General features: G+C 42.3%; 15 protein-coding genes. 8 read left to right on the forward strand and 7 right to left on the reverse strand.

The annotated features are described in order from the left end of the window. Positions 1 to 26: 26 nt before the first annotated feature. The 6 genes from EXE29_RS14550 to EXE29_RS14575 all read right to left on the reverse strand — a co-directional run bounded on the left by EXE29_RS14550 (position 27) and on the right by EXE29_RS14575 (position 14,524). Positions 27 to 1,271, reverse strand: a complete 1,245-nt coding sequence (locus EXE29_RS14550; protein ID WP_117007857.1) for a magnesium transporter CorA family protein — start codon at positions 1,269 to 1,271, stop codon at positions 27 to 29. A gap of 90 nt (positions 1,272 to 1,361) precedes the next feature. Then, positions 1,362 to 3,449: a polyribonucleotide nucleotidyltransferase gene (gene pnp / locus EXE29_RS14555; RefSeq protein WP_171356366.1), complete on the reverse strand. Its 2,088-nt coding sequence runs from the start codon at positions 3,447 to 3,449 to the stop codon at positions 1,362 to 1,364. A gap of 271 nt (positions 3,450 to 3,720) precedes the next feature. Continuing rightward, the gene (rpsO, locus tag EXE29_RS14560) at positions 3,721 to 3,990 is read right to left on the reverse strand and encodes a 30S ribosomal protein S15 (protein WP_005007057.1); all 270 of its coding nucleotides are present in this window, start codon (positions 3,988 to 3,990) and stop codon (positions 3,721 to 3,723) included. Positions 3,991 to 4,804: 814 nt separating this feature from the next. Continuing rightward, the gene (gene recD / locus EXE29_RS14565; protein WP_120364931.1) at positions 4,805 to 6,526 is read right to left on the reverse strand and encodes an exodeoxyribonuclease V subunit alpha; all 1,722 of its coding nucleotides are present in this window, start codon (positions 6,524 to 6,526) and stop codon (positions 4,805 to 4,807) included. A gap of 90 nt (positions 6,527 to 6,616) precedes the next feature. After that, positions 6,617 to 10,729: a UvrD-helicase domain-containing protein gene (locus EXE29_RS14570; protein ID WP_120364930.1), complete on the reverse strand. Its 4,113-nt coding sequence runs from the start codon at positions 10,727 to 10,729 to the stop codon at positions 6,617 to 6,619. A gap of 3 nt (positions 10,730 to 10,732) precedes the next feature. After that, complete coding sequence (locus EXE29_RS14575) at positions 10,733 to 14,524, reverse strand: exodeoxyribonuclease V subunit gamma (protein WP_120364924.1); 3,792 nt, start codon at positions 14,522 to 14,524, stop codon at positions 10,733 to 10,735. 176 nt (positions 14,525 to 14,700) lie between these two features. Here EXE29_RS14575 and EXE29_RS14580 point away from each other — a divergent pair, with 176 nt between their 5' ends. Further along, entirely contained in the window at positions 14,701 to 15,216 is a 516-nt protein-coding gene (locus EXE29_RS14580) for a hypothetical protein (protein ID WP_106985539.1), read from the forward strand. Between the two features lie 195 nt (positions 15,217 to 15,411). Here EXE29_RS14580 and pap read toward each other — a convergent pair whose 3' ends face one another. Next, positions 15,412 to 16,830 carry a polyphosphate:AMP phosphotransferase gene (pap, locus tag EXE29_RS14585; protein WP_106985540.1) on the reverse strand — a complete coding sequence of 473 codons (1,419 nt, stop codon included), beginning with the start codon at positions 16,828 to 16,830 and terminating at the stop codon, positions 15,412 to 15,414. Between the two features lie 208 nt (positions 16,831 to 17,038). Here pap and EXE29_RS14590 point away from each other — a divergent pair, with 208 nt between their 5' ends. From EXE29_RS14590 to EXE29_RS14620, 7 genes are all read left to right on the forward strand, one after another. After that, positions 17,039 to 17,743: a DUF8198 family protein gene (locus tag EXE29_RS14590; RefSeq protein ID WP_120364923.1), complete on the forward strand. Its 705-nt coding sequence runs from the start codon at positions 17,039 to 17,041 to the stop codon at positions 17,741 to 17,743. A gap of 155 nt (positions 17,744 to 17,898) precedes the next feature. Beyond that, on the forward strand, positions 17,899 to 18,843 hold the full coding sequence (gene ubiE, locus EXE29_RS14595; RefSeq protein WP_120364922.1) for a bifunctional demethylmenaquinone methyltransferase/2-methoxy-6-polyprenyl-1,4-benzoquinol methylase UbiE: 945 nt from the start codon (positions 17,899 to 17,901) through the stop codon (positions 18,841 to 18,843). 22 nt (positions 18,844 to 18,865) lie between these two features. Beyond that, positions 18,866 to 19,540, forward strand: a complete 675-nt coding sequence (locus EXE29_RS14600) for a ubiquinone biosynthesis accessory factor UbiJ (protein WP_120364921.1) — start codon at positions 18,866 to 18,868, stop codon at positions 19,538 to 19,540. 11 nt (positions 19,541 to 19,551) lie between these two features. After that, the gene (locus EXE29_RS14605; protein ID WP_120364920.1) at positions 19,552 to 21,171 is read left to right on the forward strand and encodes an ABC1 kinase family protein; all 1,620 of its coding nucleotides are present in this window, start codon (positions 19,552 to 19,554) and stop codon (positions 21,169 to 21,171) included. A 347-nt stretch (positions 21,172 to 21,518) separates the two neighbouring features. Then, positions 21,519 to 23,228: a hypothetical protein gene (locus EXE29_RS14610; protein WP_228198821.1), complete on the forward strand. Its 1,710-nt coding sequence runs from the start codon at positions 21,519 to 21,521 to the stop codon at positions 23,226 to 23,228. 55 nt (positions 23,229 to 23,283) lie between these two features. Continuing rightward, positions 23,284 to 24,387 carry a hypothetical protein gene (locus EXE29_RS14615; protein WP_120364918.1) on the forward strand — a complete coding sequence of 368 codons (1,104 nt, stop codon included), beginning with the start codon at positions 23,284 to 23,286 and terminating at the stop codon, positions 24,385 to 24,387. A gap of 150 nt (positions 24,388 to 24,537) precedes the next feature. Then, positions 24,538 to 25,542, forward strand: a 1,005-nt coding sequence (locus EXE29_RS14620) for a patatin-like phospholipase domain-containing protein (protein WP_130125669.1), incomplete at its 3' end; no start/stop codon positions are given.

The raw sequence follows: 25,542 nt of genomic DNA on the forward strand, positions 1-25,542 counted from the left end.
ACCCAGCGTATAAACTGAAAGCAACTTTATTTTTTCACCGCCAGTTTTTCAATTTCCTTTAAAGTCTTTTTGGTTCCACTGACCGTTTGCTTAATTGGCTCATAATCCATAAACCACAGTAAATTTACGTGCTGGTCGGTTTGTTGTTGTGCCAACATATCTATTACACTTTTTTCTCCACGGCCAACCAAATGGCGACGGTAAAAATAATAAATAAGAATCAAGGTCGTCATCAGCATAATAGCCAACATGATCCAAAATCCTGTCGGAGATTTTAAGCCGGGAATAAACTCAAAGTTCATTCCATACACCCCTGTCAATAAAGTGAGTGGTGCAAATATGGCGGTAATGATGGCCAAAATACGCATGTTTTCATTGGTTTGATTGGCAATGGCTGAAAAATGTAAATCAATAGCCGCTTGAACTGCAGAGCGTAATCGAGTTGTATGCTTTTGAATTCGCTCCACGTGGCTACTTAAATCATCCACGCGTAGCAACATAATGTCTTGCTTTTCACTGCGCTTCTTACCTTTGAGATGTGAGTAATTATCAACAATTTCATCACGCAATTCTTGCAAGACTTCGATCTGCTCTTCACACAGGTTTTCAATTTGTTGAAAGGCCATATTTTCCTGCAAAAGCTGATGCCACTTAGTAAAGCGTCGATGACCTTGCAACAGCTCTTGTTGCCAAAATTCGACACGACGCGTTAATGGCACCCGTAAATCTAAATATCCATCTACCATGGTATTGAGCAAACGTAGGGCTAAATCAAGCGGTGTAATCGGGAGTTTACGCGGTTTGTGATGTTCTTCGATCGGTCGCGTCAACACCGTTTCAATACGTTGTACATAACTTTCAATTTCTTTATTGCCCTGTTCACGTACCGTCACCAAGATCTGTGGCGTCATTAAAAAGCTAATCGGTGTTGTGGCTAAGCCAAACAGGCGATCGTGCTTTTCCTTGCTAGGTGTATCCAATTTAATCTGATCATCTGGTGTAATCAGTTTACGGAAAATCAGTAGGTCATAATCGTCGAGGGCATCAAAGGCGCAAGGATGTTCTAAATTTAAAATATCACGCAAATGGTATTCATTCACCCACAGCTGAGTAAGTTGATAGAGCTCTTGTTGCCAATGCTCTGCCCGATTCACTAAATCCTCACGGGTAAAATCGAGCCAAATAAATTCAGCATCTTGATGCTCTAGCGCTGTCTTTTGGACAAAGATATGTTGCCCTGTGGGGTGCTGATAAAAATAATAGCTTTGCATGTCTCAAATTATTATGGCTTTTCTTTATGACGCATCATGCCATAAAAAAAGCCCTCAATTGAGGGCTTTTTTGTTTAGAACATCACAAGATTAAGCTTGTTCGATGTCTTTCATTGTTAACTTGATACGACCACGGTTGTCGACATCAGCAACTTGAACTTTGATCTCTTGACCTTCTTTCAATACGTCTGCAACGTTTGCAATACGCTCGTTAGAAATTTGAGAGATGTGAAGCAAGCCGTCAGTACCTGGAAGGATGTTGACGAACGCACCGAATTCAACGATACGGATTACTTTACCAGTGTAGATTGTACCTGGTTCGATTTCAGCAGTAAGCGCTTGGATTTTCGCAACAGCAGCAGAAGCAGCCGCTTTAGTTTCACCAAATACGCGAACTGTACCGTTATCTTCGATATCGATTGCAGCTTTAGTTTCTTCAGTGATTGCACGGATTGTTGCACCACCTTTACCAATCACATCACGGATTTTGTCCGGGTTGATGTTGATCACTTGGAATGTAGGCGCGTGCATAGAAATTTCAGGACGAGCGCGTGAAATCACTTGGTTCATTTCGTTCAGGATGTGCATACGGCCAGCATAAGCTTGGTTCAATGCAGTTTCCATGATCTCTTCAGTAATACCTTCGATCTTGATGTCCATTTGAAGCGCAGTAATACCGTTTGCAGAACCTGCTACCTTAAAGTCCATGTCGCCAAGGTGGTCTTCGTCACCCAAGATGTCAGAAAGAACTGCGAAACGCTCGCCTTCTTTTACTAGACCCATTGCGATACCCGCAACTGGTGCTTTAAGTGGAACACCTGCATCCATAAGTGATAGAGAAGCACCACATACAGAAGCCATTGAAGATGAACCGTTAGATTCAGTGATGTCAGATACGATACGGATCACGTACGGGAAACGGTCAGCTGCAGGAAGAACGGCTTGAACACCACGACGTGCTAGACGACCGTGACCGATTTCACGACGTTTAGGACCTGATTCACGACCCGTTTCACCTACAGAGTATGCAGGGAAGTTGTAGTGCAACATGAAGTTATCAGTTTTCGTACCTGCAAGGGTATCAACCATTAACGCATCACGTGTATTACCCAAAGTTGTTGTTACCAACGCCTGAGTTTCACCACGTGTGAACAATGCAGAACCGTGAGCACGGTCTAATACACCAACTTGTACGTCGATTGCACGAACAGTTTTTGTATCACGACCATCAATACGTGGCTTACCAGACAAGATGTTGTCACGTACTGTACGATATTTAAGATCTTCGAATAATTCGTTCACTTCGTCAGCAATGCCAGTTTCGTCATTTTCAGGAACGAATTGAGCCAATGCTTCTTCAGACAATGCATCAAGCGCTGCATAACGTTCATGCTTAACAGCAATAGTATAAGCATCAGAAATTTTCGCTTCGAATGCGTCTTTCAGTTTGCCAAGAAGTTCTTCGTTTTTAACTGGAGCAACCCAAGTTGATTCAACTGCACCAGCAGCTGCAGCAAATTCTTTGATCGCTTGGATCGCAATTTGCATTTCGTCATGACCGAACAATACAGCGCCAAGCATTTGGTCTTCTGAAAGTTCTTTCGCTTCAGATTCAACCATAAGCACTGCAGATTCTGTACCTGCAACAACAAGGTCAAGATCAGATTCTTTTAACTGTTCGTGGTTCGGGTTAAGAATGTATTCGCCGTTGATTAAACCAACACGCGCACCACCGATAGGACCACGGAACGGCGTACCTGCGATAGAAAGCGCAGCAGATGTACCTAACATTGCAGCAATGTCAGCATCCATCGTTTTGTCAGAAGAAATAACAGTCGCTGTTACTTGGATTTCGTTGAAGTAACCTTCTGGGAACAACGGACGAATTGGACGGTCGATTAGACGTGAAATTAGAGTTTCAGCTTCAGACGCGCGGCCTTCACGCTTGCCATAACCACCAGGGATACGACCAGCTGCATATTGTTTTTCTTGGTAGTTAACAGTCAATGGGAAGAAGTCTTGACCTGCTTTTGCTTTTGGTTGAGCAACTACAGCAACAAGGACTTGTACGCCACCCATTGTAATCACAACAGTATTGGCTTGACGTGCAACACGGCCTGTTTCAAGCACTACATTGTGCTGACCAAATTGGAATTCTTTACGAATAATATTAAACATCGACATGTTTTATTTTTTCCTAGTTCTTGTGAACAATTATTCTAGTGGAGACCCCTAAGGTTTGGCATTCACTCAGCTAAACACTAGCCCGCAACATAAATGACAAAGCTTAGAAGCCGACCTCACTAGAGACATTAAATACACATTTAAGACACAAAGAAGGAGCGAATCATCGCCCCTTCCCCATTATCCAACCAAGGTTGGATAGACTTTAGATTTCAGTATTACGGCATTCGACATGCAATAGTCCGAAAATCAAAGTTTAATCGAATTAACGACGTAAACCTAAAGCAGCAATCAAAGCGCTGTAACGAGTAGCGTCTTTACCTTTAAGGTAGTCAAGAAGCTTACGACGTTGGTTAACCATACGGATAAGACCGCGACGGCTATGATGGTCGTGTTTGTGTTCTTTGAAGTGACCTTGCAAATCATTGATTTGAGCAGTTAAAAGAGCTACTTGAACTTCTGGTGAACCAGTGTCGTTTTCAGCGCGAGCGAATTTTGCAACGATCTCTGCGCGATCTGCGTTTGTTAAAGCCATTCGATTTCTCCGAGATGCTTAATAAGTTACTTTTGATACAAATCAAACTGATTCTTCAAAACCAATTTGACTGCCGTGCATCACTACAGCAAGTCCAATATATTAAGGGAAAATGCCCCCGATTGCAAAAAAGTTCATCTGCTTTGCACTATTATTCATGCAAACTTTGTTTGCCTATATTTTAAACAAAATAAATCTGGCTTATTTGAACGCTTTTTTGCACAGCAGATAACTAAACTTACAAAAATATTTTAGCTCCTGTACTGAGTGTCATTTTTGCAAACAGTTCGCCCCAAAAAGATAAAAAAAAGCCTGGGCAGAACCCGGGCTTTTTTGCGCTGTAGTTTCTTCTGTTTTCATTATTATTTTATTATTTATTGTTTTATGGCGCGTTCTCGCGTCTTGTTTCTCAAACATTCCATGTTTTAAGTTGTACTTCCTTATGCGGTAGATTTTGACAGATTCAAGCTGTGAAAAAAGTCGCATTTTCCTAATTTATCTGTAAGCTATTTCGTACATTTAACACACAAACAACAAACTATTCACTAAATATTTCACGCATAAAAAAGCCCTGCAGTCTCTCCCAAAACTGCAAGGCTTAGCGGCTGTAAGTTTCCTCTTTACTTACTTCATTGTAAGTTCGCTGTCTTCACGACTTTTTTATTCTATTTGTGCGATTTTACCCAACATTCCATGTTGAGCACTTTATTGTGTGAAGCCATCTTCTCAGAAACTTATACAAAGCTCTATGCGTCAATTTCTCGAATTGTTGTAAGAAATTTCGTACAAAACAAAGCACATCAGTACCTTAAATTTAACTCAGCGTAGTAGCAACCTTGGCACTTAACCTACTACGGCGCAACGTTCGAACGCTCATTGCATTCGCCAATGACGAACGTGCAGCCAATATACTGACGACTTTTTTCGCACGTGTGATGGCCGTATAGATGAGTTCTTTACTTAGTAATTGCTGTGCATTGGCATCTAACACCACCGCGGTATGGGTAAATTCAGAACCTTGTGATTTATGAATGGTGAGCGCATAGGCCGTCTGTATGCTTTTAGGTAAGCGAGCAGCAGCGACCCATTTCTGTAAACTCGGAAAGTATACTGCAAATTGTATTTGACCTTGTTGTTGCTGTTGAAAGCAGATGCCAATATCACCATTCGACAGCCCGAGCTGATAGTCGTTATAGGTCATCATGACTGGGCGACCAACATACCACTCGCCTTGCTTCGCTTGCTGTGTAGCTTCAAGCACGCGTTGCTCGATCTGCTCATTCAGCACATTCAAACCCAGATTGCCATGCCGAATAGCCGACAACACGCGATAATCGTCAAAACGTGCAATCACCTGTTCAATTTCGGCGACATCTTTTATTTTTGGGGTCTGTTGTAAAAGGGAAACTAAAGCTTGGCAATAGCCAGAAAAACCAAACATCAGCTGATCATAATAGCGTGACCACATTGTCAGCGTAATATCACTCTCCTGCTCGGGCAGATACTGCAATTGAATCTGATTGTGCATGCTGTCCGTTAATGCGATTTCCCCCAACTCACCCGCAGGTACAAGCGCTTGCTCGAATTGTTGTAACACGCCATCAATTACACGATTCTGCTGTATAAATTGCGCCATTCGACCAATCAATTGCTCACCATCAAAACGGCGACTAGTCACCAAATGCACGTGATTTTCAGCCAATGCAGGCACTTGCTGTAGATCTGCTAAAACGGATCCCACATCCACAGAGGCCAATTGGTCGGCATCGCCCAATAAAATCAGGCGGGTTTGTGGTGCAACTGCGGCCAACAGCATTTTGGCTAAATTGAGATCTAACATCGAAGCTTCATCAACCACAATTACATCAAAGGGTAATGGACGCTTTGCATGAAAACGCGGGCGCTGTGTTTCACCTAGCCCTAACAGGCGATGCAACGTAATAGGCGTTAAACGCTTTAAATCATCACTGATTAAATCGGCCAGTTTCGGATCTGAAAATGAATTTTGTAAAGCTTCTTTCATCCGCTGCGCCGCTTTACCTGTGGGTGCTGCCATAGCAATACGAATATTGGGCAGGCTTTGATTTAAGACCGCAATAATACGCGCCAAAGTATAAGTTTTACCTGTACCAGGCCCGCCTGTGATAATACTCAGTGCTTGTGAAGCCACCATACGCATCGCTTGCTTTTGTTGCGGGTCTTCTAATAAAGCCTCTTGCTGTGGGCTTAAAGTCAAAGCAGGTAACTGTTGTTGTTTCAATGTTGCAACATACTGGGCCAATTGAAATTCTAATGACCAATAGCGATATAGATAAATCTGCTGCTGATCATATACAAATGGTGCAATCTGTTGATTAGCTGCATCTTCACTTGTGGCATATAAGCCAGCCAGCAATTGCAACTCACTTTCTGTACATGTCAGACAGCTATCACCTTGGGTCAAGGCCTGAAAAATTTGCTGTATAAAAACAGTGGCTTTTTCTCGCATTAATGCAGAGCTATGTTGTAAAGACACATATTTTGCCCAAGCCTGCATTGGCAAGTCTTTTTGATCATTTTCCACACAGTTATCCTCAAATTTATCCACAGGATAATTTATTGTTTATTTGCTACTTTTTGTGACGAATTAGGCAATATCGCGCAGTTTATCAACATTAAAATTGCCCAATATTTCATCCAATTTTTGTATAAAATCCGCTGTGGGTTGCCAATGACACACGCCATAATTAGCATCACCATTCATGCCACGTAAGTACAAATAACTCGCCCCACCCAAATGCTGCGCGATATCATAATCCTGCAATTGCACCTTCAAATAACGATGTAAGGCCAATAAATAAATGGCTGCTTGTAACCAATAACTCGAACTACTCATGTTTCGGCGGATTTCACTCAGCGTATATTCCTGCTGTGCCTTACCCAAAAAGTTACTCTTGTAGTCGGCAATGTGATAACGCTGTCCATCGAAATACACCAAGTCAATGGCACCAATTAAATAACGTGCAGAATTGGCTTCATTTAGTGCTTCAATCGAAATTCCAGCTTGCGTGAAGAGTTGTTGAATTTTTTTAATTTGCACGGGTCGATCTGACAGTGAAAGTTGAAATGGGAACTCTGGGAGATGACTGTCTGTAGACAACTGACTCAAACTAAAATCCGCATGCAATGGCGTATTTACGACCTCTTGCGTCCACTGTGTCATTAGCGCATATAAGATTTCATTTTGCATCCCTTCAACCAACACCCCAAAACCAATGTTTTGGTAAAAGCTTGTTGACTTTGGTTGATCTAAGGCAGGGCTACTCCCCAACTGTTGCGCTTGCTGAATAAATCCATCCCGCGTTGCACTCGGATCTGCTTGCTGAATATGTTCCACCAAGGGTTGTAGCAGCTTTAAAAACTGTGAAGCATCATAGCTATGCTGACTTTGAAACAGCCTCGTACATGCTGTAGGGACATCGGTATGGGCCAGCATCTGTTGCAAAATGTCATGGTTAAATGCCAAATACACACTGCGCACTAATTTATGCTGTTCCTGCGTATGGATAAATTCACCAAAAGCCTGACGTACCGCATGATCCAAAGGCGCGGTCAGCGTTATATACGCAGATTTCCATGCCTGTGCAAACACTTTCCACACATCAAAACTGTCTTGCAATTTTTCACGTAGCTCATCCAGTAGCTGTGGGCCATCATTTTTAAAACGTCTTAAGATTTCCAATGGCCATGCAGCGGAATCTTGAAAATCAATTTGCTCATACACACTGTGTAAGAATGTTCCCGCCACCGTTCCTTTTGGAAAGTTTTGCTTAATCCATGAAACTCCCAAAGCGCTGTACTGGATTTCACTTTCTTGGTCTTGTTCATCTTCAGCACTGTCTTGCATCTCAACTTGATTCGCCAGCTGATCTTGGGTGCTTTGGCGGTAGGATAAATGCTGTGATAAACCAGTAAAACTGGTATTGCTCCGCGGGTAAAACCGCGCCTCAGGCAACGGCAAAGCCTCTAAGACTTGCGAAGTCTGCTCATGTGCAACCGAAATGAGGTCTGGACATTGTTCAAGCAATTCCTGCTGCATGCAGCCTGCATGTTCAAAATGATTAGGCGCAACACCACGCCAAAACGGCAAGCTGTAGACAGACTTATGATCTTGGGTTCTAAACATGGCATAAATGCGATAACTGGCACGGGTTAATGCCACATACCAAAGACGATGTTGCTCTGCGATACTTCGTGCATCACTTTGTTCTTTTTCTGCTTTTTCAGCATGCCCACTAATGTTAATCACACGGTGCTTTTCATTGCCTTGCCCATCAGCAAGGGGTTGCTCTTCGTATGAAAAAATTAAACTATTATCTGCCTTCTTTCCACCATCAGCATTGAGTAAAAAAACGACTTTAAACTCTAAACCCTTCGACTGATGGATGGTCATCAGTTGCACTCCTTCAGCATTACTTAAAGGCCGCTCTAGCTCCCAGTCGCGTTGCTGTGGCGCCTGCAATTGCTTGAGATACCAGTGATGTAAATGCTGTGCACCTTGCAAGTGTTCGCTTTGTGCACTGAGTAATTCTGTCAAATGACGTAAATTCACCACATCCCGCTCATTATTCAAACTCTGTAGCGCGACAATGCGCTCCCAAATTTTGAAATAGTTGAGACAATAATGCCAAGCTGGCAAGAAGCCCTGATGTAACCAAAGCTCTCTAATGTGATCAAATTGGGCAATATAGTGGCTTAAATCCAACATTTGCATGTCATCACGCCACAAATCGACCAACTGTAACCCCATCAGACGTCCCAATAGCGCACGTTTCACTTTGGCTTCTTGATACGGCGTTAAAATTGCATTTAACAGTGCAGCCACATCTTGGGCAATCTCACTACTAAATACACTCCGTTTGGCTGAACGATTGACTTTAATCCCCAAAGCCAAAAGTGATTTTTGTACCGCATTTAATGCAGAATGGCCTGCCGAAAGAATGGCGATATCTTCTACTGCCAATGCCTCACGAATTGTTTCTCCATCCTTGAGCGACTGAAAATACAACTCACCTTGCTTGGCTTGATTGAGTAAATGCTGAATTTGCCACGCCACTTGCGAGGCTTCATCGGCTGGTCGCTCTAATTGCACCCAACGTAAGGGCGCAGGATTGATTTGCCCTGCATCATATAAATCTGGATGCGATGCACCTGCACTAATCGGCACATAATGCACATCTTCACCAAAATCCATTTGCCGTTGAAATAAGGCATCCACCACATCAACCAATGGGGCAATCGAACGGAAGTTTTTGGTTAATTGATAAAACTGGCCTTGCTTACGATACACATCATTGCGTGCCTTTAAAAAGGTCAGCATATCGCCACCACGGAAGCCATAAATGGCCTGTTTACGGTCACCCACCATAATCATACAGCCCTGCTGTAAACGCGCAGGATGACGCCAAATCTCTGCCAGCATGCTGTCTTGATCTAGGTTGGTGTCTTGAAATTCATCGACCAAAATAAGCGGATAGCGCGCATGCACAAAAGCCGCAAACTTTTCCCCTTGCTCGCCTTGAAGCGCTTCCGATAAGGTTCGAATTTGCTGTGCAAACGTGGTTTCACCTTTGCTTTGTAGCATTTGCGGTAAGCGTTGCTTCGCTTGTAGCGCAATAAAATACTTCAGATAAGCTTCGAGCCCTTGCAAATTGGATTGGCATTCCTGCAAAGTAGCAAAGACCTGCCCCAATGCCACAATGACTGGATGCTGCTGAATAATAGTGAGTTCATCTTCGGTGAGTTTTTTCTTGCCAGTGGCATTTCGTGGATCAAGCTTGTCTACAAACTGCTTCAGCTGTGTCAATACGTCCGTGTTTGAGGCAAATAATACACTCACGCCATGCGTTGCAACATCGTCTAAAAGAGGCTTTAATTCCTCCAGTACAAGCTCAACAATCGACCATTTGGACCATGGTTGCAGTAGCCATTTGGCATAGTCACCATTTGGCGTAAACTGCTCTAAACTCCGAATTTTGTCTAAGTCCAATGTGCTTAATGCACTGACGGCGTGTTGCAATGCGGTCAAATCAAACTCAGGTTGCTCTACTGGCAACAACTTCGCCGAACTAAAATTTAAGCTTTTTGCAATCAGCTCGGCATAATGATCGACTGATTTCAAATTTTGACGTTGTATCAGTAAATTAATGGCATCTTGTGATTGTTGCTGAATCCATTCACGCAAGGTGTCATGCACCAATTGTTGAATATACACGCTGTCATCATTGGTAATTTCAGCACGTTCAATTTTGCCACTTTCAAAGGCGAATTCACGAAGTAGGTTTTGGCTAAAGCTGTCCAAGGTCCCCACAAATAGTTCATCCAGCTGATCCAACACCAATTGCAAGCGATCACAGGCATAGCCTATCTGATGTGCATGACGTTCTAAAATCACTTTCACCAGCTCATCTTTTTCAGCTTCAGCTTTGACCTGTATTACCGCCACTTGTGTGCTTCTTAAACTTTCAAGCAGACTCAACACTTGATATAAACGCTGGCGAATACGGCTTTTTAATTCTGCCGCCGCTTTTCGGGTAAATGTGGTTGCAATAATTTGTCGCGGTAAATATTTTTCCAACAAAATACGCACCATCAGGCTCGATAAGGTAAAAGTTTTACCCGTACCCGCCGAGGCTTCTATCCAATGTAAGCCCTGAAAATGCATGTTGCGGATTGGATTTTCAATTTCCTGAATATTCATCATTTACTCCGCAGTTTGATGCTGAAAAATCGGCTGATACAGTGCATAGGCAAATAATTCACAGCAATGCTCCAGCAACTGTTTACTGTCCTGATCACGTAATATAAAGGCCCAATCCAGATGTGCCTGATTGGCTTCATCGAAGCGAATATCAAAAGCACTATAATCGCCTGCAGCCGTCCATTTTTGTTTTAACTGTTCGATTTGCTCAAGCACTAAAATGCCTGCCTTTTTTTCAATCCAGCGCACACCGCGCTCATTGCCTTTACCATTATTTTCTAAGGTAAATGCACCACTTTTTTCACTTGCCAGCAATAAATTGGCCGGTAAAACCAAAGGCCGTTGTTGTCCATAGCGCCAAGCCTTAAGCCACGCTTGAATGTGCACGCGCGCTTGCGCAGGTGATATCCCCTGACAACACACCGTAAGGTCGCCACATACTTCTATACGTTGATAGCTTTGTGTATCTTGCTCGGGCAAGCTATGCAACCAAAGCAAATATTCAAGCCAAATTTGTGCACGGCGACGCCCTCGGGCACTCGATGCTGTCAAGCTCACCCACGTTTGTACAGGCTCGGCAGGTACAGTAATTTGCATTTGTAGATTGGTTTCTAAGCTCAACATGCGCTGAGTCACTGGCGTTAAAGTTGCATCATCGCTCTGGGTCACGGCTTTCACTCGCTCCAGCAAAGCTTCATGCTGTTGTAGGCTACTATTCCAAGTCGCCTCTTTTAATTTGCCCACAGGCAATTGATCTAACAGTAAGTCTTCGCTCGCAATTTGCGTCGACTGCAATAAGCTATTGCGTACAGCATATTTTTCTAAACCATCTAAAAGTAAAGGCTCATCCGTAGCCAAACTGTCCTCAGGTTTAGGGTTTACAATGCCTAAGGTTTTTAAATAGAGCTCGGCAGGAAAAGTGACTTGCTTGATCCACTGGCTACTATCTAGCTGTAAATCAGCGACTTCCGTCGGCTTAAGGGCTTTGCTGGCCCATGCAGTACGCGCACCCTGAGCCTGTTGTAGTTGCTGTGCCACATGAAACCAGTGGTCTTGATAGCGAATCTTTCGCTCTTGGCGAGTGTGAACAAAATTCTGCTGTTCAAACGGTTGTAGACTGTGAATGCGATACAGAGTTTTTAAATTATCTGGCACTTCAATGCCACTATCCAAAGTAGTCAGCAGAGGCAAAGTGCTCTCTGCACGCCCTCCCTGAACGATCACGGCCAAATGACGAATAAATTCTTGCACCACACTCGATGGCTCGCGTATTTCACCATCATTGACATCAAAGCCATTATAAAACAGCCATAAATTATCTTTGGCCAACAACAATGCATCTAAAAATGCGCCTTGTTCATCATCTAAACGTGAACGGTCACCCAAGTGCGATTTCAGCACATCCATTAAGTCAAAAGGCAAACGCACCTGACGGCTTGGGAACTTCCCGCTGTCTAAGTTCAGCATCACAATCAGCTTATAGGGCAAGGGACGAATTTGCCCCATTTGGCTAAAAGTAATTTGACCAGTCGGCACAGCCTGATCCATTTGGCTATCAATAGTATTTTGAATTTCTTGTAATAAGTAAGGCAAAGGCAATTGCATGTCTTTGAGTAGCAGTTGCTCCTGCGGGCCCAGCTCTCCATCTTCGGTATAGTACGACAGTGTAATTAAAGTAATATATTTACGCAGTGTATCGCGCACTGCTTTTAAGGCTGTGACGCCATGTTTTTGGTACTGATCTAAATCACGTAGCAATAAATGTAACCACTCTTCAACATTACGTTGAATGCCCATCTCATGCTCTACCAGCCAATGGCGACGTTCGGCAAAATCTTGATACATCGTGATCAAGATATTGATCAACTCAAAATCTTCTGGACGCACATAGGCATAACTTAAAGTATCTTGTAGCATGACATGCTCAGGCACTGCTACGCCAAGTACCAAACGGTCTAAGGCAAATTTAAAACTGTAACGATAGTCCTGATCATTGGCAGCCAAACTCCGTTTTAAATGTTCCTCGTCTAGGCCTCGCTTAAATTTGGCATCACTAAGTAATTCAATCATACGTGCTGCTTGATCGGTGCTCAGCGCATAACGGGTTTGCACCGCACCTAAATTCAGCCAATCTGCAAAATCTTCTAGGCTAAAGCGACCTTGGCCTAACTGAATTGGCCCAAGTACAGCACGCCATGCATTTTGTGTATCCAACTGTGGTACACCTGCAATTTTAACAGGCAAATACACACTGTCTTTACGCGTCTGCTGTGCAGTATTTTCAAAGCTCTGCTCTCGTGGTGGCGGTGCAAATACACTGCGAATAAGCGGTTCAAGCTCTTTGAGCTGCGGACTTAACACCAAAATATCATTGGGCTGACGAGGCTGTTCTGGCGTGCTCTGTGATAGCCAATGCACCAATTGATCTTTGAGCACTTCCAACTGACGCAAAGATGAATGGCAAACATGCAGTTGAATCGAATCATCTTGTTCCAACAATTCAAATGATTCAGGTTCTGGCTCAGCCAAATTTAAAATATCAGACTGTAATTTCCCCAGTAAATGCGCTTCATAATCCATTGGAAAAAGGTCATGCCACTCTTCATCTTGCTCACCTGCAGCCAAATTGACCAGCAATGAAAAGTGATCTCGGGCTTGCTTGCCAAAACGAGTCAACAGTGGATGTCTGGAATCTTTTTGTTGTCCATATTCCAGCGTGTATTTTTCAAAAAATGCGTCAATTTGTGCAGTGGTTGCTTCAGGATTTTTTTCTTGAAAGCGTTGTTTGAGTTTTACGTCATATTGCTTTTTCCAGTTGGCATCTACGGTGTCTGCCCAGTACTCTTGCGATGGATTGAAGTGCAAAATCAACACATCCATATACTGCCCCAAACGACGTAAAAAACTCAGCTGGCTCGGAGGCAAATCCAGTACTGTAAATAGCACCACCTGTTTAGGCAACGCTTGTAAAGCTTTGACACGCTGTGCAGGATCATCCATCACTTGCCAAAAGTTTTGATCAATACTTTGCATTAACTCAAAGTCAGCATGAAATTCGCTATGCCACAACCAGCGTTGCCATTGCTCAAGTTGTTCGGCTTGTGCCAAAGCAAAGCTTGAAATTTGCTGCTGTTGTACTTGCTCTTCTTTGCTGTCCAAACCAGGAAACAAAGGCCTTGGCATAAAAAATTGCTTATCCAAATCCAGTGGCTGATTGTTGCCCCAATCTTTCAGCCAATTATGTGCACAGTCACAAGACTCGCCCTGCGCATGTTGTTTTAAACAATGTCCACGGTATTCCATATAGTTACTAAATAAACGTGAGACTTGCTCCGAAACCCAATACAACATACCTTGCTTTTTGAGCTGTTGCTCCGTGCTATCACTCAGTCTGGACGCGCTGTCATACATACGTTGCACAATGCTATGTAAAGGGTGATCTACAGACAAAGGATTGTTTGCCTGCTGAATAAAGGGTTTTAAAATTTGATAGGTACGCCATTTAATAATTAAGCGTGGAATATTGGCTTTCCGTACTTTTTCTTTATCATCCAATACTGCCTGATAAGCAAACCATTGAAAGGCACGGATCCGCTGATGAAACATGGTATTGGCGCTAATACCTTGTTGTTCTGATAATTTTGTCGTGAGCCACGTTTGCACTGCCATAGAAGGCACAATAAAATGTTGGGTCTTGAGTGCGGCCAAGGGCGAAGTTTCAGCTTGATGGCCTGCTTGAATCATGGCTTCTAATAAGATTTCAACACGCTGACTTTGTATGACGCGAATAGCCATGTTCTCTCCACTCAATAAAATACGGACGCTGCAAAACGATAAAGATTATTTACTATACTTTTATGGCTGTCTATGCGAATTTGAAAACAATATTCAGTATAAAAATCAATTTGAAACGCGTATCTTAAAGTACATTAGCGATCAATACCTTTGATGAGCGCAGAAGGATCTTCACCATGAAAATAGACAATGTTCCAGACTCCATTGATCCAAGCTTAGATTTGGAGGCCATCCGCCAAGAATGCCTAGAGCTGGTAAAAAAACGTGCTTACCTCTCTGCTGGGGTTGCCGTCATTCCCGTGCCTTTTTTAGATGTCGTGATTGATGTCGGTATTTTGTCGCTCCTCATTCCAGAGGTAAATGCACGCTTTGCGCTCGCGCCAGAGCAAATTAGCGTGTTTGACCCAAAAACCAAACAAGTCCATTGGAACGAACTACGCAAACGTGGTGTAGAGTTCTCTGGTTTAGTCGTTGCCCGCACAGCAATGAAAAAATCACTCAATAATGTTGCGGCCAAATACATTACCAAACAAGTAACTAAATTCATTCCGCTCGGTGGCCAAGCCATTGCAGCCACTTTGGGTTATATAGTGATGAAAAAAGTGGCAGATGCCCATGTAGAAGATTGCTACAACTTAGCCAAAAGCATTCAACAAAAACAAATTGCACAGCAAGGTAGTACAACCATCTAATTCGTCCGCTCTTCAAATACATGCTATCGCATAAATGAGCAGGTCGAAATTGATTGAGCACTTGCTCTACACACATAGCGCAGTGCTGACAAAAAAATAAGGGCTAAGCTCTCGGTTAGCCCTTATTATTAGATGTTATTTCATTCCAATTTAAGTACTGTTTTTAGTCTATTTCATCGCGGTACAGCACAAGACTTACTCAACCTTCAATTGCTTTAAGATCGCACGTAGCACGTCTAAGCGTGCAGTATTTTTATCATCCGTTGCAATCACATGCCATGGCGCATACTCCGTATTCGTGCGCTCAAACATGTCAGCAGCCGCATTTAAATAATCATCCCAATGTTCCCGATTACGCCAATCTTCTGGTGTAATTTTAAAGCGTTTATGGGGTGTTTCTTCACGCGCTTTAAAGCGTGCCGCTTGCTCATCTTTACTGATCGCCAGCCAACACTTCACCACAACGGTATTGCTGTTCACCAGATCTCGCTCAAAACGATTAATTTCATCATAAGCACGTTGCCACTCGATCGGGCTCGCAAAGCCTTCAATCCGCTCTACCAATACACGCCCATACCAAGTGCGGTCAAAAATGGTGATCTTTTCACTCGGCTGAATTTTGCTCCAAAAGCGCCATTGATAAGGTCGGCGCAATTCATATTTTTCAGGCGCGCCAATGGTATAAATTTCGTATTCACGTGGATCTAATTTTTTTACAATTCGTTTAATTGCGCCACCCTTGCCTGCAGCATCCATACCTTCAAAGGCAATCACCACATTTCGGCTATCAAAACGCAGTGCTTTCGACACCTTTTTGCTGAGCTGTTTCAGTTCTTGTTTATATACATCTTTCTCCATAACATCTGTTGCAGGCTTTAATAAAGCTTCTGGAATCGTCGCTTGTTTCCAGCGACCTTTGCCCTGCTTTAAGTGTTCTGGGCAATGTTGTATCGCTCGTAAAATATATTGTGCAAATTGCTGATCACGTTCTTTTTCATCTTCACAATCAATCAAAAACCAATCTTGGGTAAACCTCTGGCGTAGCTTTTGCAGATTGTCATATTGTTTTTTATTTCGCCAATCTAGTCCGTGTAATTTATGCCAATGCACTTCACTCGGGTCCATCGTATCTAAACGCTTTTGCAAAGATTTCCAAGACAGATCAAACCAGACTTTAATCACATCGACATTATTATTTTTTAAGTCTTGTTCAAAATTGCGCATGTTTTCGACATATTCATCAAACATGGTGTCATCCATCGGCTGTGATACATGCATGGCCGTGGTCAGCAAATCACTATACCAATTGCCAAACATCACCATCATTTGTCCTTCAGCTGGAATTGAGCGTGCATAAGACTGCCAAAAGGTTTCTTTATGATTAAACGTTCTCGGTGGATCAGCTTTCACCTGTAAAAATCTTGGATCTAACCATTCTCTGAGCTGTTTAACCGCCTCACCTTTCCCTGCCAACTCAATGCCACTCACGAGAATCAACTGACTTTTAGCATTGGTTTTAGCACGGCTGTCTTTCAGGGCATATTGAGCTTCAATCAGTGCCAACGATAATTGTTCTTCATCCATCAACTGAAATTGGTTTTGTTTTGTCGTCATTTTCTATTCGATACTTTATGATGATTTTTTCCAGTATAGCCCTAGTTTTTAATTTTATAGAAGTACCGAAAAGCGCTTTTAGCCAGCAGTTTTGAAGCATTTTGCAACCAACTGGCTGCACGCTCTACATTTTTCCTGCAATTTGTCATAGCAGCTCATCTCAAGTGCAGCTACTATGTGGTGAACTTGAAAATAATTGAGACACACAATGTCCAAGCTGGCTGTTTTAGACGATCTTTTAGAACTTTATATCCAACTGAACTATCATAAAAACCCTGAGATCCAACAACGCTTGGCCGACGTACAGCTTTGGCAAAAAACACGTATGCAGCGCACCCATGCACAACAATTTGCGGAAAAACAAAATGTACTCATGGCCGAATATTTTTTAAATCGTTTATATGGTGGCCCAGACTTTGATGCCCTTGCAGAGCAAATTGCACGCTTGACCAAATATGCACACAAAGCAGAAAAACTCATTCCAGATAACGCAATTAAAACTGGTACATCAGGCGTCGCTTTAGCTATTTTAGCCGTACAGCTGGACGAACAAGTCGCCATGCAACTACTACAAGACTACCATCCAAACGAACCCTTGACCGATGAAATGATGCGTCAAGCTTATCTCAAGCTCAATCAAAGTGATGACCGCCTAAAACAATTAGCCTTACTCGATGAGCTTGGCAAAAGCCTAGACAAATATATGCGTTCCTTCGTGGTCTACACGGCATTTAAAATGTGTAAAGGTGCGGTCACTAAATATCGTTTTGAAGTCATGTATGACTTTATGCAAGATGGTTTTTCGGCAATGAAGCCCTTAAAATCTGCAGAAAAATTTGTGAAAGAATTTACCGCAACTGAACGCCAAATCGTTGCGAAAGTGCATGCTGGTGACCCCAACCCCTTTCAATAATTTTGGGGCAATGTCAAAGTAAGCATCGCATGAAATCAAGATAATTCTGTATATTATTCATAACAATTGCTTGATGATTGCTGTACAACGCACGAGAATCTGTCATCATGCATGCAATGATGAATTAACCCTATTTTGAAGTTAGGAGTGACTTAATGTCTAATGAAAATCAAAAGCCTGCTCAACCTGAAACTGCAGCACAAAATACAGACAAAGTCAGCCCATTCTTAACCGAATCTCTGCCTCAAGGTGCGCCACAAGGCCAACAACAGTCTCTAGAACAACGCCTTACCGATACACCAGTAACAGGCACCATTCCAAAATACAATCTACCTCGTGGCGCCAATACAGGTAATGTTGGCGCAACAACGCACTTCGGTTATCAAACTGTCAACAGTGAAGATAAGGCACAAAAAGTGGCTGAAGTTTTCCATTCTGTTGCTGCCAAGTACGACATTATGAATGACCTGATGTCTTTTGGTATTCACCGTCTTTGGAAACGTTTTGCAATTAACATGTCTGGCGTACGCCGTGGTCAACACGTGCTTGATATTGCGGGTGGTACAGGTGACTTAGCCAAAGTTTTCAGTCGTGAAGTCGGCCCTACAGGTCATGTCGTTCTTTCAGACATCAACGAATCAATGTTAAACGTTGGCCGTGATCGTTTAATTGATGCAGGTTGCACGAACGTTGATTTTGTCTTGGCCAATGCGGAAACTTTAGAGCCTTTTGCAGACAACAGTTTTGATTTACTCACCATTTCATTTGGTCTACGCAACGTGACTGATAAAGATGCCGCTTTAGCCGCAATGTACCGTGTGTTAAAGCCAGGTGGCCGTTTATTGGTACTCGAATTTTCTAAACCTGTGTTTGAACCTTTCTCTAAGCTCTACGATCTTTACTCATTCACGGCACTTCCGATTATGGGTAAAATCATTGCGAATGACTCAGAAAGCTATAAATATTTAGCAGAATCAATTCGTATGCATCCAGACCAACATACTCTAAAAGGCATGATGGAAAATGCAGGCTTCCAAAACTGTGATTACCATAACCTCACAGGCGGTATTGTTGCAGTACATCGTGGCTTTAAACTTTAATTCGGTTTTTTAAGGTTCCATTATGTGGTCAATTCTCGCACTCGGCGTAGTGGAAAGATTGATTCATCATGTTATTGATCTGGATGCCATTACGCGCATCCAGTTCAACGCCTTGCAAGGAAAAATGCTCCGCGTCGTGATGGACTCACCTAAACTTTCTGTCGATGTTTTTTTTGATGACGGAAAAGTTCGTCTCGAAGCCACCGCAACAGGACACAGCAACGCGCCATCCATCTTTGAGCAGCGCCCTTTTGATCCACAGAATACTGTGATCGAAGCAACAGCAACCTTGCATGTTGAAAATGCAGTTGCTGCGCTTAAACTGTTGCTTGCTGAAGATGTAGGCACGATTCCTGTACAAGGTGATTATCGTCTTTTACAAGAAATTCAGCGCATCATTCGCCAAGCAGAGCCAGATTTAGCAGCCCACCTTTCGCCATTGATTGGTCCTGCCTTAGCACATGAAATTGCTAAAATTCAATTGGCACCAAAACACTTAAAACAATCCTTCCAAAGCCAACTATTTTTTGCTGAAGACTTCCTCAAAGAAGACCTCCATGCACTTGCACCACGTTGGCAAATGGATGATTTAAACCAAGATACACGCATTTTAAATCAAAATTTGGATCGTGCCGAAGCTAAGATTCAGCAACTCCAAAATCAAATTGATGCATTACACACCCCCACTCAACCCTAGGTAAAACTTATATGATTCCGCATTTGAGACGTTTAATCGACCTTTGGCGCATTGCCGCGCACTATAGACTCGACACGTTATTCCCTGCGGAAGAGTTGCCTGAAAAAGCACGCCATGTGTTAGGGTTGATTCGTATGCATCCTGCGGCGTGGTCGAGTCGCGAACGCAAAAATCCGCTGAAGCTCAAAATGGCTTTAGAGGAAATGGGGCCTTTGGCCATTAAGCTTGGCCAGCTGCTCTCTACCCGTCGTGATCTCATTCCACCCGAAGTATTGCAACAACTGGTTTTACTGCAAGACCGTGTCAAACCCTTTGACAACAATGTTGCGAAAATGCGTATTCAGCAATCACTTAAAGCTGATGTAAATACCTTATTTGCACGTTTTGATGAACAACCTTTGGCAGCAGCATCCATTGCCCAAGTGCATACAGCTGCACTACATGATGGTCGTGAAGTCGTGGTCAAAGTCACACGCCCAGGTATTCGCAATCAAATTTTACAAGACTTTGAAATTTTAGAATGGCTCGGTCATTTTTTAGAAAAACGCTTAGAAGCTGCCCGTGCACTGCACTTGTCTGAAATTATTCAAGACTATCGACAAATTATTTTAAAAGAATTAGACCTCACCTTAGAGGCTGACAATACCCGTCGTATGCGCCATTACTTTACAGGCTCAAGCATGATGTATGTGCCTGAAGTCTATATGGACAGCAAAGACGTGATGGTGGAAGAGCGCATTACAGGTGTGCCAATTTCAGATATTGCAACTTTTGAACGTCTAGGTATGGATCGTAAAGATTTGGCAGAAAAAGGTCTGACCATTTTCTTTACCCAAGTCTTTCGGGATAATTTTTTCCATGCAGACATGCATCCAGGCAATGTCTTTGTTGAAACGATTAATCCTGCAAATCCACGTTTTATTGCGCTGGACTGCGCCATTATGGGTGAGTTATCTAAACATGACCAAATGACCGTAGCACGCATGCTACTGGCCGTCATGAATAGTGACTTTATGCAACTGATTCAAGTGGTACATCAAGCAGGCTGGATTCCACCAGGCACAGACCAAGATGCTTTAGCACGAGAAATGCGTCGTACTGTTGGCCCAATGGTCTCTAAACCAATGCATGAACTGGATTTTGCGGGCATCTTGATTGAAGTGATGGATGTGGCTCGTCGCTTCCATTTGGAAATTCCACCTCAATTAATGCTGTTGCTTAAAACCTTAGTCCATGTGGAAGGTTTAGGCACAGATTTATATCCAGAACTGGATATTTGGAGCCTTGCAAAACCAATTCTAACGGATTGGATTAAAACCCAAATGAATCCACAAAAAAACTTGAAAGAGTTAGGACAAAAAATTCCCGACTTACTTCTAGGGGCACAAGATTTACCTACCTTACTCATTGATAGCTTAAATGGTCTCAAAAACCAATCCGCTTGGAATGCCAAACAATTACATGAGATTCAAACCATACGTTTACAGCTCGAACAGCAACAAAAGCGTAGTTGGATCTTCGGTAGCTTCATTGCCATCTTCTTAGCGATTGCCGTTATTTCTCCGTGGTATATCTCTGTTCTTCTTATTGCACTGGCAAGCTTATTATCTCTTTGGCGAATTTTTAAATAATTTAAAACCAGTATGTTCAGCAAATCATGTGCTGAACATACTGGTTTTTTGTGACATACATCGCAGAATTCAATTAAAGCCTTATAAATATATGTATTTGTAATTTAAATATTTTTTATATCTATTTTCACGGTATTTTTATCTTAATTTTAAAATACGAAATCCAATCAAAATAATACCTGTTAATATTTAAAACAAAATATTTAGATATTTATCCATAAAAAAACATATTAATCATAACTCAATATTATTTTATCTTTCTCATGATTATTACTTTTTGTATATTTTTTGTTTTTTTATTTGATATAAGTTACATCACGTAACCCTTCACTTCGAGATTCAAAATAATGAAGCATAAAACATTAAAACTGTCTGTCTTATCAATTGCTTTAACTTCACTATTAACTGCATGTGGCGGTGGCAGTAGTGATGGGGGAAGCACAACACCTCCAGCTAATGTTCAAGGTCGTGCAATTGATGGCCCATTATCTGGAGCAACTGTTACTTTCAATGATTGTAATAATGCTCAAACGACAACTGATGCGAGCGGTAACTTCACCTTCCCAACTGGATGTAGTAAAAGTCTTGTGACGATTACAGGTGGTATTGACACAGCGACAGATCTACCTTTCACGGGCGAACTTAAAGCACCGCGTTCAGAAGGCGCGCAAAATAAAATTGTTGTTTCGCCAATTACAACATTGATTCAAGCAAGCGTAGCCGCTGGTGCCTCACCTGCCCAAGCAGCTCAACAAGTGGCAGTGGCATTAAACTTAACTGGGGTAGATTTACTTTCCGCTGACCCTATGACGAATCAAGCACTTTATGCGAAAACAGTAGCTGTACAAGAACTAGTAGAACAAATTCAAACGGCAGTTGCTGGGCTTGGAGGATCAACATCTCAAGCTGATCTAACAACAAAAGCATTTACTGCACTACAAGCAGCTTTAACTTCATCTAGTGCACCAAACAGTGGAGCACTTACAAGTGCTGCAACTATTTCAGCTGCTTTATCTGAAACAGTCGACGCGGTAAAAAATGATTTACCACAAGCAACTCAAGATAAACTGGAAAATGTAAAAGAAAATTTAAGTGCATTGACAAGCAGTGTTATTGCAAACAATGTGACAAAAATTGAAACCGCAATTACAAGTGTCCCAGCAGCGACATTTAATAACGGTACAGACAGCATAAAAACTGCTACTCAATCAGCAATTGTTAGTACAAAAGAATCTGTTGCAACACAGCAAATCATTGAAGCCTTAGCCCCTGTACTTACTTCAGCGCCAGTAAGTGTGGCTGAATCATTAAAAGAAATCAGTGCTGCAGTCGCTTCAAATAATTCAAGCTCTGCTTCAACTATTTCAACAGCCTTAGATCAAATCCAAACTAATGTTGGAACAGGTGTAATTAATGTTGCAGATATTAAAGATACTGTGACCAAGGCCAATGACTTCTATGCAGATTACTTAAAGTTAGAAGGATTTAGCATTCAATCTACAAGCTATACACCGACCGCGTTAAACGCAAGTTTAGCTACCCCTATTAGCGTTAGCTCTATCAACAACTTACTTGTAGGCGTGAGTGGCGTTGGCAAATACAACACCACTGGAATTACACCAATCACAACAGGCGCTGCCTTAAAAATTGCTGTTGATGCCAAAGAAATCACGATTACCGCAGATAAACTTAATCTAGAGTTCACAGCAGGTACGCTTACCAAAGCCGTGATTCCATCCGGTGCAAAAGTAGACGTTAAGTCAACATTAAATACCGTTGCTTCAACAAACTTCACTGTTGATTCTGAAAAAGATGTTTTATCAGGCAACAAAATTGCATTGAATACAACCACTTTAAGCTCTTTATCCCCAAGCGTGGCATCACAATTGACAAAATTTAGCTTGAAGGACAAAACAGCAACACTCACTGCAGTTATTTCAGCAACGCCTGTTTTTGCGATTACAAAAGCAGATAACACGCCTGCACTTGCTTCTAAATATACAGTTGGAACTGTAGATGGCTCAGGTATCTCTGCTAAATTCAAAGTTACCCAGTAATAAATAGCAAAAGAGCTGCTATATGCAGCTCTTTTTTTATCATATAGGAACACATATGAAAAAAAACTACGCTATTTGGGGCCTAAGTCTTTTTACATCGACTACAGTTATAGCCGCACCCAATGACCCTTTCTTAACTGCAAAAGACTTTAATGCAAAACATAATGTAGCATTGCAAATGACCTTTGCTATTGATGCTGTCAATGACACCATCGATTTTCTAGACATGCGACAAAGCGAAGGTATTACGGACAAATCTGCGGGTGATTACCAAGGTTTTCATCTTGGGGCAAGCTACCAGATTAACCCACAATGGTCAGTTGAAGGTACCTATTGGCATCGAGAAATTGACTACAGCCAAGACACCAATAAAATTGACAGTGGTTTAATTGCAGCGCGCTATACCCCAGCATTAAATTTAAATAAGAATGATGCACTCACCTTCCGTGCAAGTCTTTGGGGAAATACTGCAAACACCTTAACCAAATCCACCCCAACAAAAGTTAATCAACGTACATTCCAAAATGTAAAAGTTGAAGACCCACAAGATCTTCAACTGCAACTTGATGGTATTTTCTCACGTAAGCTCGACCCAATGAATCAGCTGAATGCTTTTGTTAGTGTGGGCTACAGTAAAGTGGAAGTGAGTCAGCTCCAAGTTCAAGCAATGCAACAAGGCTGCTTGATGAATGTCAACATCAACTCAAACAACCAATATACAGGCAACTTAGCCAAGCCCTGTCAAAATGGTGGCATCACCGTTAATGATTTAGCCATTAGTGGCAATGCCAATGAGTTCGGCCTTGAGATTGATAAAGACTTAAATTACGACAGCTATTTCACTAATTTAGGCGCATCGTGGAACTGGCGCTATCAACAATTCGAAAGCCAAATTGCATATCACTATCAACGCTTATGGCGTAAGAATATCGACGATCGCGTCAATCAGTTTGGCAATAGCGCAATCAAAGACAACCACACGCTTGGCATGAAATTTAGCTACGATTTTTCACCAACAATCACCGGCTTTGTTCAAGGTGAAATCTACCAAAACAACTTTGTCGGTTATATCCCTTTCGTTTACAACGGGGTAACCGCTTCTCGCCTAGAAAAACGCTATGGCCTTGCCTCTATAGGCCTACAAGCTCGCATGTTCTAAACACTTAAACAGTTTATTTACCATAAAAAATCGCAACTTAATCCCTTGCGATTTTTTATTTTAAGTTAGAGACACCCTTGATCAACACAAGCAATTTGCTGGCTGTTTTGTTATGCTCGAACTGCCATTATTCATATTCATAGCCTATTTATGATCCAAATATTAAAAAAGTCTGCGCCCGCACTTTCGCTTCGGGCTGGGCGTATTGCACGTCAGTTAATTGAAAAAGACGGATTAAATGCGGCCCAAATCGATATGATTCCTGGGGCTGCAGGGGGACCGAAAGGCATTGGCTTAATGGGTCTCGACCAAGCCATTTTTGGTGATTTTCTACCACGTGCCAAACAGCGTCGCTTTTTAATTGGTTCATCGGTAGGGGCATGGCGCTTTGCTGGAATTTTGGCTCAGGGTGAAATTGCTGGGCCTGAACAATTGGCTGAGCTTTATATTCATTTGCCTTTTCATAAAAAAATGCGCATTGCAGAAATTGAAAAAATTTCTAGAGATATGCTTCATGGCATCATTGGTCAGCAAACTGAAAAACTGGTTCAGCATCCCGACTATCATCTCACCATTATTGCGGCCAAAGCCTCTCATTTATTTCAAAGTGATCAGCGTCTTGCACTGTATGGTAGCTTGGCCGGTATTGTGGGTGCGAATGCTATTTCACGCGATCATTTAAGCAAATTTATGCAACGTGTGATTTGTCAGCCTTCTCAGTTTCCTCAATTTAAAATGCCAGATGACGCCTTTAAAACCCATTATCTCAACTTCAATGCACATAATGTGGCGGATTGGCTCATGGCTTCTGGTTCTATTCCCGGAGTCACACCTGCGGTTAAAAATATTCAAGATGCGCCATTAGGTGCCTATCGAGATGGTGGCCTGATTGACTATCATCTTGACTTGGCATTTGAAAGCCAAGGTATTGTGCTCTCCCCTCATTTCAGTGACAGTATTATTCCTGGCTGGTTTGATAAAATGTTTAAATCACGCCAAGCCAATCCCGTCAATCAGGCACGCACGCTGTTGATTTCGCCTTCACAAAGCTATCTAGATTCATTGCCCTTGGGTCGCCTGCCCGATCGTAAAGACTTTGTTTTAAAAGGTTTAGACCCCGAGCAGCGGATTAAAATGTGGAAACAATCTGTAGCT

Origin of the sequence: Acinetobacter sp. WCHAc060006, assembly GCF_004209135.1 — a bacterium.
Classification (GTDB): Bacteria; Pseudomonadota; Gammaproteobacteria; order Pseudomonadales; family Moraxellaceae; genus Acinetobacter; species Acinetobacter cumulans.